10 protein-coding genes are annotated in these 12000 nt (G+C 64.7%); 6 read left to right on the top strand and 4 right to left on the bottom strand.

Going from position 1 to position 12000, the window contains the following annotated elements:
- Nucleotides 1-3: 3 nt before the first annotated feature.
- The 3 genes from rpsQ to rplX all read left to right on the top strand — a co-directional run bounded on the left by rpsQ (nucleotide 4) and on the right by rplX (nucleotide 1067).
- On the top strand, nucleotides 4-270 hold the full coding sequence (rpsQ, locus tag BN3789_RS02050; RefSeq protein WP_066829324.1) for a 30S ribosomal protein S17: 267 nt from the start codon (nucleotides 4-6) through the stop codon (nucleotides 268-270).
- Nucleotides 271-370: 100 nt separating this feature from the next.
- The gene (rplN, locus tag BN3789_RS02045; protein ID WP_066829323.1) at nucleotides 371-739 is read left to right on the top strand and encodes a 50S ribosomal protein L14; all 369 of its coding nucleotides are present in this window, start codon (nucleotides 371-373) and stop codon (nucleotides 737-739) included.
- A gap of 16 nt (nucleotides 740-755) precedes the next feature.
- Entirely contained in the window at nucleotides 756-1067 is a 312-nt protein-coding gene (rplX, locus tag BN3789_RS02040; protein ID WP_066829319.1) for a 50S ribosomal protein L24, read from the top strand.
- Between the two features lie 120 nt (nucleotides 1068-1187).
- On the opposite strand, the gene BN3789_RS02035 is transcribed toward rplX, so the two are convergent.
- The 3 genes from BN3789_RS02035 to BN3789_RS02025 all read right to left on the bottom strand — a co-directional run bounded on the left by BN3789_RS02035 (nucleotide 1188) and on the right by BN3789_RS02025 (nucleotide 6319).
- Nucleotides 1188-2543 carry a glycoside hydrolase family 30 protein gene (locus tag BN3789_RS02035; RefSeq protein WP_066829316.1) on the bottom strand — a complete coding sequence of 452 codons (1356 nt, stop codon included), beginning with the start codon at nucleotides 2541-2543 and terminating at the stop codon, nucleotides 1188-1190.
- 597 nt (nucleotides 2544-3140) lie between these two features.
- On the bottom strand, nucleotides 3141-3806 hold the full coding sequence (locus BN3789_RS02030) for an RluA family pseudouridine synthase (RefSeq protein ID WP_066829313.1): 666 nt from the start codon (nucleotides 3804-3806) through the stop codon (nucleotides 3141-3143).
- Nucleotides 3806-6319 (bottom strand): U32 family peptidase, encoded by a 2514-nt coding sequence (locus tag BN3789_RS02025; RefSeq protein WP_066829310.1) that lies wholly within the window; start codon nucleotides 6317-6319, stop codon nucleotides 3806-3808. The genes BN3789_RS02030 and BN3789_RS02025 overlap by 1 nt, the downstream gene beginning before the upstream one ends.
- Nucleotides 6320-6700: 381 nt before the next feature.
- Between BN3789_RS02025 and BN3789_RS02020 the strand changes: the two genes are divergently transcribed.
- Complete coding sequence (locus tag BN3789_RS02020; RefSeq protein WP_066829307.1) at nucleotides 6701-7078, top strand: RidA family protein; 378 nt, start codon at nucleotides 6701-6703, stop codon at nucleotides 7076-7078.
- A gap of 167 nt (nucleotides 7079-7245) precedes the next feature.
- Entirely contained in the window at nucleotides 7246-7953 is a 708-nt protein-coding gene (locus BN3789_RS02015; protein ID WP_066829304.1) for a helix-turn-helix transcriptional regulator, read from the top strand.
- Between the two features lie 123 nt (nucleotides 7954-8076).
- Here BN3789_RS02015 and BN3789_RS02010 read toward each other — a convergent pair whose 3' ends face one another.
- On the bottom strand, nucleotides 8077-8742 hold the full coding sequence (locus BN3789_RS02010; protein ID WP_066829301.1) for a helix-turn-helix transcriptional regulator: 666 nt from the start codon (nucleotides 8740-8742) through the stop codon (nucleotides 8077-8079).
- 912 nt (nucleotides 8743-9654) lie between these two features.
- On the opposite strand from BN3789_RS02010, the gene xdhA reads away from it, so the two are divergent.
- Nucleotides 9655-12000 carry a xanthine dehydrogenase subunit XdhA gene (xdhA, locus tag BN3789_RS02005; protein WP_079989021.1) on the top strand — a complete coding sequence of 782 codons (2346 nt, stop codon included), beginning with the start codon at nucleotides 9655-9657 and terminating at the stop codon, nucleotides 11998-12000.

The raw sequence follows: 12000 nt of genomic DNA, 5'->3' as shown, positions 1-12000 counted from the left end.
AGCATGACTGAAACGACTGAGCGTAATTCGCGCAAGGTCCGCACGGGTGTCGTCGTCTCCATCTCGGGCAACAAGACCATCGTTGTCCAGACCACGGAGCGCAAGCGCCACCCCAAGTACGGCAAGATGATGACCAGCACCAAGAAGCTTCACGCTCACGACGAGGAGTGCACCGCTGGCGTGGGCGACACCGTCCGCGTCATGGAGACCCGTCCTCTGTCCAAGATGAAGCGTTGGCGTCTCGTCGAGATCATCGAGCGCGCTAAGTAATCACCAACCGTACGCTTCTGCGATGACGTGCGCCGCGCCGGCGCAACCCGCCACATAGGCCGGCGCACCTCTCATCGTTCTCTCATTCGGAGGAACTACCATGATTCAAATGCAAACCATGCTCACGGTTGCTGACAACTCCGGTGCGCGCAAGGTTCGCTGCATCAAGGTGCTCGGTGGCTCCAAGCGTCGTTATGCCGGCATCGGTGACGTGATCATCGCCGCCGTCCAGGAGGCCACCCCGGGCGCTAACGTCAAGAAGAAGGACGTCGTGCGTTGCGTCGTCGTCCGCACCGTGAAGGAGGTCCGTCGCAAGGACGGTTCCTACATCCGCTTTGATGACAACGCTGCCGTCGTCATCAACAAGGACGGCTCGCCCGTCGGCACCCGTATCTTCGGGCCCGTCGCTCGTGAGCTTCGTGACAAGAAGTACATGAAGATCGTCTCGCTTGCACCCGAGACCCTGTAGTTAGGGAGAGACCGTTATGTCTATGTCCATCAAGAAGGGCGATAACGTCAAGGTGCTCTCCGGCAAGGATCGCGGCAAGACGGGTACTGTCCTGCGCGCGCTTCCCGCTGAGGGCAAGGTTGTCGTCGAGGGCGTGGCCATCGTCAAGAAGGCCATGAAGCCCACCGCTCAGAACCAGCAGGGCGGCATCGTGTCCCAGGAGGCCGCCATCGACGCCTCCAACGTGATGCTCATCTGCCCCAAGTGCGGCCAGGCCACTCGCGTCGGCCACAAGAAGGACGGCAAGAACAAGCTGCGCATCTGCAAGAAGTGCGGCGCTGAGTTCTAAGCCATTCCGAGCATTGTGCGAACAAGCGCTCCCGATTCACGTCGGGAGCGCTTTTTGTTTCGGCGCGTTAGGGCCGGGACAGTTTGCCCATGCGGCCGCTCGTGCGGCCCTGCTTTTCCGCTACCAGACGATCGTCTGTATGCTGTGGGCGGGAGCCGAGATATGCGCGGTGTTGGAACCGGTTCGCAGCGTTGCGCGGTGCCGGCTTTCGCCTCGGTTGAGAACAACGAGTGCATGGGTTCCGTCCGGATTGCGCGCGCCGAGCGTCTCGAGCGCCGCGGTGTAGCTTGAGGTGGGGAATACTTGGGCCCCCGGCCTGATATAGCGCGTCATGTGGCCGATATAGTCGAAGGATCGGTTGACGACGAGACGGCGGGCGGAGCGGTCGTACATGAGCGGGGCGTCGCAGTAGTTGCCCACGTGGTTGGGCCCTCCCTGCTCGTCGAGCAGGATGTTCCAGTCGATGTAGCCGTTTGCGCCCGCATCGAGGTCGCCGATCATATCGTGGGCATAGTGCTCGGCATCGGCTGCCTGCGCTGCGCTGTCGCCTGCGGAAAACGCCGCGCACCCTTCCGTGTGAATGAGCTCCATCTCCGGGTAGAGGTCCCGAAGCACCCGGATCGCCTCGAAGTGGTCACCCGTGTACCAGTGGAAGGCGAAGCCGGAGAAGACGTCGTCGACGGCCTTGTTCAGCTCCTTCAACGTGCAGGCTATATCGGCCGCGCGTGCCACCAGGCGCTCCTTGTTGTGGTCCCAGGCGAGGAGCTTGACATCGCCGACGCCGTTGGCATCCAGGGCGGGCAGAAGGTGCTGCGCGGCGAAGCGGGCCTCCTCGGCGGCCGTATAGATGCACGAGTCCCAGGTCTGCGTTGCCATGGGCTCGTTTTGGACCGAAAGGTAGGCGAGCGGCATGCCCTCGGCTCGCCATGCGGAGACGGCGCGGGCGAGCACCTGCGCCCAGTCGCTGTATGACTCTGGCTTGAGCTTGCCGCCGCGGCACATGGAGCGATTCGTCTTCATGAACGCCGGAGGGCTCCAGGGTGCCGCGACGAGCGTCAGGTCGGGCTGAAGGGCCATGCAGCACCTGATGAAAGGGATAAGAAGACTTTGGTCGCGCTCGATGCTGAACGTATCCAGCATGGGGCGGCCGCGGCGGAGGCGAGAGACGTATGCATAGATCCCGCATGCGAAATCACAGCTCTGGAGATGGGTTCGGCAGAAGGTGTACGCGTTGCCGCCCCGAGCGGCGGGTCCAAAGCAGCGCAGCAGCGCTTCGTCTTGTAGCTCGGCGGGCATGCTCGCAAATACCCGTGCGGAAGCTTCCGTGAGGGCTCCGCCAAAGCCGATGATGCGCTGGCGCAGGTGCTGAGGGTAGCAGACGATTTGGCGCTCCTCGCTGGATTCGTCGGTAATCCAGGACAGCTCTGATACTTCGTGCGAGCGCGAGCCGTCGGCGGTCGTGATATAGCGGCGCATGTGCTGCCTCCTTGCGGCCGGTAGTATCCGGTGTGTCCGTGTCCGCTCCGCATCCGGTGCAGGACCGCTCGGCGGTGCGTGCGGCTCGAATCCCCTTTGCTTCGATGTCCCGTGGGGCCGATAGGGGTTTCCCGGGATTTCTCCCATATTCATGGTAGCCGAGTTCACGGGGAAGGAGAGGTTGCGTGCGCTCAGAGGTCGGCCGCTTTCCGTTCGTGGTCAAAAAGTACGCCCCCATTGCAAATGCGCGTACAGGATTCGAATCGTGGTCAAAAGGGTCGCTCCCATTGCAAACCTAGACGCCGAAGGGGATGCGAATCGGTAGCAATGGCCCAGCGAACGCGCCTTAGCATCGAACTAGAAGGATTCGTCTGAATCAATCTGCAATAAAATATTATTATATATTGCTATTCGACCTGCAGCGGTTCAGACAACTATCTCGAATTGCAATGGGAATGATGCTTTTGACCAAGATTCGATTCACGCGCCTGCATGTGCAATGGGAGTGCGCCTATTGACCATCGAAGAAATGCACAGCTGCTCGGGAGGAAGGCGAAACGGGGATCGAACCGCGCCCGATCCCTAACAGACGCAGCATCATGCCCAAGGGGCGGGGGATCGAATGTCGATATGCTCGCAGCTGATGGGGTCGTCAAAGATGAGGCGGCACGCGTGGAGCATGAGGCCTGCCGGGTCAAAGCGGCCGTATAGCTGATCGCCCACAATGGGGGAGCCGGCATGGGCGAGATGCACGCGGATCTGGTGCTTGCGGCCGGTTTCGATCGCGACGTTGAGCAGGGTTCGGACGCGTTTTCCCTGCTTGAGCTCGCGTGCGACGGTCGCGTGCGTCACGGCGGCTTTTCCCGTCCGGCTGACGCGCATGCGGCGCGCGTCGTGACGGTCGCGGCCGATAGGCCAGGTGAAGGTGCGCTCGCGCCAAGCAGGCGCACCTTCTACCAAGGCCTGGTAGCGTTTTTCGAACGCGTGCTCCGCGACCATGCGGTCATAGGTGCCCTGCGTTGCCTTGGATTTCGAGAACAGCACGATGCCGGTGGTTTCACGGTCGAGTCGCTGCAGGCACTGAAGATCGCGGGCTGCAATACGGTCTGCCTCGGTGCCACGGCGCTCGAGCAAAGAACGAACCTGATCGGTAAGCGTCTGCGCGCCGGTGCCGTCGCCGTGGACGATGATGCCGGCAGGCTTGTCCACGGCGATCAACGTCGGGGATTCAAAGAGGACGTCCAGTGCGTCGAGACGGGGCATCAGTCAACTCCCACGAACAGGCAGCCCGCCGTAGCGCCCATGAGGCGTTTGGCCGGTTTGCGGCCGGCGCGCGCCGCCTCGAGCGCGCGCACGGCGCGGGCGACCAGCTCGGCAAGCTCGCTGGGTTCAAGCAGCGTGCCATCGACGGCGAATCGCGTGACGCCGGCTTTGAGAAGGCGCGGCATCTGGGGCGTCAGGTCGAGCGGATAGCCGTCGTACAGACGGCTGCGCCCGTGCAGGTCGGTGCGCACAGGCAGCACCTTGCCGTCGATATTGCGCAGCGAAAGGGATCTGGTCCGCAGGCGGCAGCGGGCGCAATCGTGGATGCAGGCGTCGGCAACCTGGAGGATGCAGTGCTCGCTCGTCATGACGCGCGGGGCGCCGGACACCATGATCCCGACCGGCGTCGCGGCGTGCGGGGCGATGCGCTCGATCTCGTCGAGCGTCAGCTCGGGGGAGAGCCAGAAGCCCGCGGCCCCGCGTTGCTCGAGCGCGCGGATGCACGCGACGTTGTGGACCGGCAGGCAGCTGCGGATCTCGGGAGCGGCTCCCCGCTCGGCGGAAAGGGCGAGCTCGGAGATGTTGCCCACCGCGACGGGCGCCCCGGAGCGGATCCACGGATCGATGCGCGCGTGGTCGGCCTCGCGGCAGATCTCGTCCGCCACCGGAACGAGCGGCAGGTCGAATGACTGGTCCGGATGCAACCCGGCGGCGTGGAGGTCGTCGCAGGTCATGTAGATGCGCGCGGCGCCCGCCTCGTATGCGGCGCGAGCCGCCTCAAGCGTCGTCGCGACGGCGCAGATCTCGGGTACCCCAGCGGTCTTCGCTTGCGCCCGCTCCGTTTCAAGGCCGTCTGCCGAGATCGCGACGGAGATGAAGGCGGGAAGTCCGGCGAGACGGCCGGCGCGGGCGGCATATCCGGCGAGCATGGCGTGCTCGAGCGCCTCGCACGCCTGCGCGCGAACCTTGTGGACGGCGGAGAACCCCATGCCGCAGCCCTCGTCCAGGTCGATGTCGAAGCGGGCGGCCTCGAAGGGGGAGGAGCCCATGCGCCCCACGTGCTCGATGAGGTCCTCGGCGCCAACCGGGCGCGTGCGCGCCGCCTCGACCGTAAATCCCGTCGCCGTCGCCGTGAAGCTCGGGTCATCGCTGCAGGTGAGCGTGACCGAGAACGGCTCTCCCAAGCGGGCGCGGACGGATACGTCGACCGCGCGCTTGCGCGGGACATCGCGGTGCAGGGCGGCAGCGGCCTCGTCCAGGGCGGCCTGGCTGCGTATGAGGCGAACGATCGCCCCTTGGGGCATGGCGCGGGCAGCGCGGGCCTCGATGATGTCGCCCGCCCGCGCGTCGTTGGGCGCGATAACGGTCAGGAACTGGTCGAACTCGTCGTCATGGCGCAGCTCGAGAAGATCGCCCTTGCCGACGGGCTCATCGAGACGGATGCGCACGAGCGCGGCGCGCACGCGCCGGTCATCGGGATGAAGGTCGCGGGTGTTTCCCGCGTGGCGGCTGCCGATCACCTCGCCCACGACCTGGCCGCGGTTGTTCGACCTCTCGTAGCTCATCATCTCGTCGCCCGACGTGCCGTGCTGGTAGGCGGAGGTGAAGTCGCGGTTGAAGCACCGCTTGAGACGGCGGGCGCGGTCGCGGGCGTCGTCTGCGGAAGGCGTCGTTTCCGCGATGGCGTCGTCGAGCGCCTCGCGGTACGCGCGGGTGACGGAGTGGACGTAATCGGGGGCCTTCATGCGGCCCTCGAGTTTGAGGGCGCCCGCACCGGCGTCGATGAGCTCGGGAAGCATCTCGGAGGTGCAGTTGTCGCGCGGGCACAGGGCGCGCTCGCGTCCGGGGGTGGGGATGACGCGGCCGGACTCGTCGAGCAGCTCGTAGGGCAGGCGGCAGGGCTGGGCGCACATGCCGCGGTTGGCGGAGCGGCCCGCGCATGCAAAGCTCGACAGCAGGCAGATGCCGGAATAGGAGAAGCAGATGGAGCCGTGGGCGAAGATCTCGAGGTCGACGCCGACCTGCGAGATGCGCTTGATCTCAGCGACGGAGAGCTCGCGGGAAAGCGTGACGCGGTCGGCCCCCGCCTCGCGGCACCAGATGGCGCCGCGCAGGTCATGGATGTTGGCTTGGGTCGAGACGTGGAGTTCCAGGTCGGGCATGAGCCGGTGCACCTCGAAGAACAGGCCCCAGTCCTGGATGATGAACGCGTCGGCACCGAGCTGCGCGCATCGGCGGATGAGCTCGAGCGCATCGGCCATCTCGGTATCCTTGATGACGATGTTCACGGTCACGTAGACGCGGGTTCCCGCGAGGTGCGCCGTGCGGCAGGCGGCCTCGAAGGTCTCGTCGGTGAAGTTGGTGGCCTTGCGGCGGGCGTTGAACGCCCCCATGCCGCAGTAGATGGCGTCGGCGCCGGCGGCAAGCGCGGCCGCGAACGGCTCGGGACCTCCGGCGGGCGCGAGCAGCTCGGGGCGGCGTGGGGCGCAAAGGTGTTCGGCGATGGTGGTCATATGCTTCTTTCTGCAGGTCATTGCGGTAAACGTCCAGAGTATACCGTGAGCGCCCGCCGCGCGAGCGCGCCTCCCCAAAAGCGCACACGCAGCTGCGCTCGGCGCCCTGCCCGCGCGTCGGGTCGGGGGTCTTTTCCCGATGCCGCGTCGATACCGGCCCGTCAGGGGGTCGAATCTGCCGCTTGTGGATAAAAAGTTATCAGACCTAATAATTATCTTGCAGAAGCATGGGGTGTGGGATAGCATCGAGGTAGCGCACGCGCGGGGCCGTTCGTGCTTTATTGGGCCCCTTCGCAACGGCGGTTCGCACGGTTCGTGGTTCGTGCCGGGCTGCCGTTGCAGCGCAGCCGTCTTGTTCCCCTCAAGTGAAGGAGTAGGCACATGGAGAAGACCGTTATCTCGTCCCCCGACGCTCCCGCCGCCCTCGGCCCGTATTCCGCCGGCATCAAGACCGGCAACCTCGTGTTCATGTCCGGCCAGCTGGGCATCAACCCCGCTACGGGCAAGATGCCCGAGGGTGCCGTCGAGCAGGCCAAGCAGTCCCTCGCCAACATCGAGGCGCTGCTGACCGCTGCGGGCGCCACGTTCGACAACGTCGTCAAGACCACCGTCTACCTGGCCGACATCGCCGACTTCGCCGCCGTGAACGAGGTCTATGCCACCAAGTTCACCGAGCCCTATCCGGCGCGCAGCGCGTTCCAGGTTGCCGCCCTTCCGGCCGGCGGCCTCGTCGAGATCGAGGTCGTCGTCGCCCTCTAAGGCGGAGCGCGACGAAAGCGTGAGACGCGAAGGCGGCGCATCGAGAGGTGCGCCGCCTTTTTGCGTAACGCTGGCGGGCGGGGCGGCTGTTCCCGTTCGTTCGCGCCGCGGTGGTATGCTGTGGACTGAACGGTCCGATGCGACATCGATAGAGGATGAGAATCTGCATGAATCAGCTTCTGGCTCGCTATATCCCCCTGTGTGAGTTTTTGGGCGCCATGTTCGGTGCCCAGACGGAGATCGCCCTGCACGATGTCGAGGACCCCGCCCACTCGCTCGTGAAGCTCGTCCACCCGTACGTCTCGGGGCGCCGCGAGGGCGCGCCGCTGCCCGACCACCTGGCCGAGCTCGTCGAGCATCCCGACCAGCTCGGGGACTATCGCTCGGGATATCCCACCAAGTCGCTTGACGGGCGCACGCTGTATTCAGGCTCCTATCCCATCCGCGAAGGGGAGCGCATCATCGGCTTTCTGTGCGTCAACCGAGATATCTCCGCATTCCGCACGCTGGAGGACGCGCTGCACGGGCTCATCGAGTCCTACATCCCGGGCGGTGCGGACGACCAGCGCCAGCGGCGCCTGGATATGGTGCGCAGCCAGCTGGACACTGTCGCCGCCGAGCGCCACATGGCGCCTGCGGCCGATTCCATCGAGTTGGCGGTGCGCGACGCCTGCCGTCTGCTGGGGTTCGAGGACCTGGACATTCCGGTCGATGAACGCTTGCGCCTGCTGAGCGTGCTCGACGCGCAGGGGGTCTTCCGCATCAAGGGCGCGGTCGGCGAGGTCGCGCGCCTGCTCGATATCTCGGAACCCACGATCTATCGCGGCCTGCGCAGCGTCCGCCGCACCCGTCAAGGCGAGGGTGCGGCCGAGTAGCCCCTTCTTTTCCAAGTGGCGGCGAGAGTGCAAATCGGGGGACGAGTGCAAATCGGGGGACGTACCTTCCGCGTGCAAACATGCACGCGGAAGGTACGTCCCCCGATTTGCATGGGGTCGAGTCTAGCGGCGGCGAACCTTTTGCAGGTAGCGGTAGACGCTCGGCTCGGAGATGTCCAGGAACTGGGCCACGACGGTCACGGCGCCTTTGAGCAGGAACACGCCGTCGCCATCGAGCACGCGCACCAGGTCCTGGCGCTCCTGCGCGGACAGATCCGCAACGGCCTTGCCGTGGCTCGCGGCGAACTCGGCGACCGTCTTGCCGACAAGGTCGTCGACGGATGTCGTGAGGTGCTCGCCGACGACGCTGGACGGTTGGACCGTATCGACGCTCTGCTCGACGCCGGGCGGGAGCGTCTCGACGATGGTGTCCACAAGCGTCTTGAGCTGCACGATGATCGAGGGATCCGTGTTCACGCACAGCATGCCGACGAGGCGCCCCTCCTCACGGATGAACATGGTCGAAGAGCGCAGGGGCTTGCCGTTCGCGTTGTGCGACATGTAGATGTCAGTATGGCTCTGATCGTCGGGGATGTCGCTGTTGATCATCTTGAGAGCGAAGTCCGTCGCGGGCGCCCCCACGTGGCGGCCCGAGATATATCCGTTGTGGATGGCCACGACGGAGCGCGAGGGATCGGTGAAGTCGTGCAGGACGACCTCGGTGTTGCCGCCCACGATGGTCCCGAGGAAATTGAAGAAGGGCAGATAGCTCTCGACGGTCTTGTTCATGCGACTCTCCTGAATGTGTGATACGTTCCTCTCATTTTCCCGTGCTACCAGCACAAATGCAATGAAGGAATGGGCTGTAAACGGTCGATTTTCGACTGTAAGCGGTTTGCGCTACAACTTTTTATTATCACGCATCAGAAAAACCGCTGATGCTCCATTATCCTTGTAACAAGATAACAAATGTTTGTCATTTTACCCCGATGGGGATAACACCCGTCACTAGACCCACCGTGCGCATACAGGGCACATGAGCCTGCCGGCTGCGCCGCCGCCCTTAGGGATACGCCAAACGAATCATGTTGTACCGCCCGGCGTGATAGCGATCGGGCTGTGTCTCCCTGGGGGATGGGTTGAAACGAACCCGTCCCCAACCAACCCATCCTGTCCAAGGCAAGCGGTCGAAAATCGACGGTGAACGGCGGCGTTGTTTCATATGTCCCTGAACGCACCAGCATCCGTGCAGCTCAAAATTATTCTCACACCATGGATAATACGGGTGATAAAAAATCTTCGTCATGCACCGCTTCTGGCGTTATCCAGTGCGTATAATACCTGCTAGAGCTCCTAGGCTACGCAGGGCCCGTTGGTTTTGAAGGTGCAAGAGTCCGTTGAACCTCCGGTCTGCGTATGAATGCTGCGGAAGAGGGCCGCAGCTGATAAGGGGGTTACCTATGGGGTCCGCATACTGCGCGTTCACCATTCGCACGCAACGCAAATAACAGCTAAATAGACGCATCCGCGCGCTTTTCCGCGAAGGCGAGGGCCGCGATCGAATGCCTGTGCATGATCGGGCGGCAGCGCGTTCGCTGGTCATGGCGCATAAAACCACCTGGTATGGGACGGGCCGCGCGCTCGAGCCCCTTGGCATACGCATACCGTTTCCGGAGATGCCCGGATGGAGAGGAGAAGGGTATGGAGCAGCAGTTCTGGAAAAAGGTCGCTCCGATGCACGAGGTCGGTGCGGCCGTGCAGCGCGTCGACGCGATCGATAAGGTGAAGGGCACGGCCAAGTACACCGATGACCTGTGCCCCAAGCCGTGCCTGGTCGCCAGGGTCGTCCATGCGCAGATCGCCAACGGCTGGGTGCGCGCGATCGATACGACCGAGGCCGAGTCGCTTCCCGGCGTGGTCGCCGTCTTCACGTTCAAGGACGTGCCCGAGCACCGGTTCCCGACGCCCGGCCATCCGTGGAGCGTTGAGCCTGCGCACCAGGATGTCGCCGACCGTCGCCTGCTCGACGACCGTGTGCGCATCTACGGCGACGACATCGCCGTCGTCGTGGCCGAGGACAACGTGGCGGCGGACCGCGGCGTCCGCAGCGTGCTTTCGCATGTTGACTACGAGGAGCTGCCGCCCATGACCACGGTGGCCCAGGCGCTCGCGCCGGACGCCCCCGTGCTGCACCCCGAGGTCCGCGAGACCAACGTGCTCGCGCGCTCCGACATGGTGACCCCGCTCGAGGGCACCGGCTACGACTCGGTGGAGGAGGCCCTCGCCGATCCGAGGTACCACCATTACGAGGCGCATACCGAGACCCAGCAGGTCGACCAGACCCACATCGAGACGAACGTCTGCTACGCCTACATGGAGTCCGGCCGCATCACCGTGGTGTCCTCCACGCAGATCCCGCATATCGTGCGCCGTGTGTGCGGCCAGGCGCTCGGCGTGCCCTGGGGCACCATCCGCGTCATCAAGCCCTATATCGGCGGCGGCTTCGGCAACAAGCAGGAGGTGCTGTACGAGCCGCTGTGCGCATGGCTGACCTCCCAGCTCGGCGGCCGCGTGGTCGAGATCGAGCTCCCGCGCGAGGAGGTCTTCCAGAACACCCGCTCGCGCCATCCCATGAGCTTCGACGTGCAGTGCGCCTACGACGACGATATGAACATCATCGCCCGCTCCTGCTCCTGCCTGTCCAACCAAGGCGGCTACGCGAGCCACGGCCACGCGCTCGCGGCCAACGCCATCAACGCGTTCCGCTGGGCGTATAAGGACAAGGTCGGCTGCCACACGCAGGCGAGCACCGTCTACACCAACATTCCCGCGCCGGGCGCCATGCGCGCCTACGGCATGCCGCAGGGCCAGTTCACCGTCGAGTGCATGATGGACGACATCGCCCGCAAGGAGGGGTGGGATCCCATCGACTTCCGCCTGAAGAACCTCATGCCGGAAGGGTACTCCGATCCGTTCAATGGCATCACGAACCACGCCAACGGCTTCCCGCAGACGCTGATCGCCGGGCGCGAGGCGAGCGGATGGGACGATTTCAAGGCCCGATACAAAGACGAGACCGGCCCGATCCGCCACGGCATCGGCATGAGCGCCTTCGTGTACAAGACGGGCGTGTACCCCATCTCGCTGGAGACCTCGACCGCGCGCCTCGTACTCAACCAGGACGGCACCTGCCAGCTGTCGGTCGGCGCCACCGAGATCGGCCAGGGCGCGGACACGGTGTTCTCGCAGATGGCCGCGGAGACCATCGGCGTGCCGACGAGCTGGGTGCACATCGTGAGCTTCCAGGACACCGACGTCACCCCCTTCGACACGGGCGCCTACGCGTCGCGCCAGACCTACGTGACCGGGCACGCCGTGCGCAAGACGGCCGAGAAGTTCCGCCAGAACATCCTCGATTACGCCTACGAGCTCAAGCCCGAGGCGCGCGGCCTCACCATCGCGGGCGGCGAGATCGTGGACGAGGCGGGCGAGGTCTTGCTCGGCATGGAGGAGCTCGCCCAGGAGGCGTTCTACTCCTTCCGCCATTCCGTGCACATCCATGCCGAGGAGACCGCGCAGGTGCGCGACAACACCTTCGCGTTCGGCACGTGCTTCGTGAAGGTCGAGGTCGACATGCCGCTCGGGCGCGTCAAGATCCTCGACATCCTGAACGTCCACGATTCCGGCCGCATCATCAATCCGGCGACCGCCGAGGGCCAGGTGCACGGCGGCATGGCGCAGGGCATCGGCGCCGCGCTCTACGAGGAGCAGCTCATCGACCCTGCGACCGGGCGCCTTCTGAACCCCAACCTGCTCGACTACAAGATCCCGACGTCTATGGACGTGCCCGACCTGAAGTGCCTGTTCGTGGAGACCGACGACCCGAGCGGCCCGTACGGCAACAAGGCGCTGGGCGAGCCGCCGCTGATGCCGCCGACTCCCGCCATCCGCAACGCCATTCTCGACGCCACGGGCTGCGCGTTCTTCCAGATCCCGATGACGCAGCAGCGTCTCGTCGCCAAGTTCAAGGAAGAGGGGCTCATCTAA

It is taken from the genome of Collinsella ihumii, assembly GCF_900046475.1.
GTDB classification, from domain to species: domain Bacteria; phylum Actinomycetota; class Coriobacteriia; order Coriobacteriales; family Coriobacteriaceae; genus Collinsella; species Collinsella ihumii.
Note: the sequence above shows the minus strand (reverse complement) of the source record. Positions and strands in the feature narration are given on the sequence as shown.

Coding starts and splice junctions, on each gene's coding strand:
- rpsQ (WP_066829324.1), top strand. CDS start 4: ATGACTGAAACGACTGAGCGTAATTCGCGCAAGGTCCGCACGGGTGTC.
- rplN (WP_066829323.1), top strand. CDS start 371: ATGATTCAAATGCAAACCATGCTCACGGTTGCTGACAACTCCGGTGCG.
- rplX (WP_066829319.1), top strand. CDS start 756: ATGTCTATGTCCATCAAGAAGGGCGATAACGTCAAGGTGCTCTCCGGC.
- BN3789_RS02035 (WP_066829316.1), bottom strand. CDS start 2,543: ATGCGCCGCTATATCACGACCGCCGACGGCTCGCGCTCGCACGAAGTA.
- BN3789_RS02030 (WP_066829313.1), bottom strand. CDS start 3,806: ATGCCCCGTCTCGACGCACTGGACGTCCTCTTTGAATCCCCGACGTTG.
- BN3789_RS02025 (WP_066829310.1), bottom strand. CDS start 6,319: ATGACCACCATCGCCGAACACCTTTGCGCCCCACGCCGCCCCGAGCTG.
- BN3789_RS02020 (WP_066829307.1), top strand. CDS start 6,701: ATGGAGAAGACCGTTATCTCGTCCCCCGACGCTCCCGCCGCCCTCGGC.
- BN3789_RS02015 (WP_066829304.1), top strand. CDS start 7,246: ATGAATCAGCTTCTGGCTCGCTATATCCCCCTGTGTGAGTTTTTGGGC.
- BN3789_RS02010 (WP_066829301.1), bottom strand. CDS start 8,742: ATGAACAAGACCGTCGAGAGCTATCTGCCCTTCTTCAATTTCCTCGGG.
- xdhA (WP_079989021.1), top strand. CDS start 9,655: ATGGAGCAGCAGTTCTGGAAAAAGGTCGCTCCGATGCACGAGGTCGGT.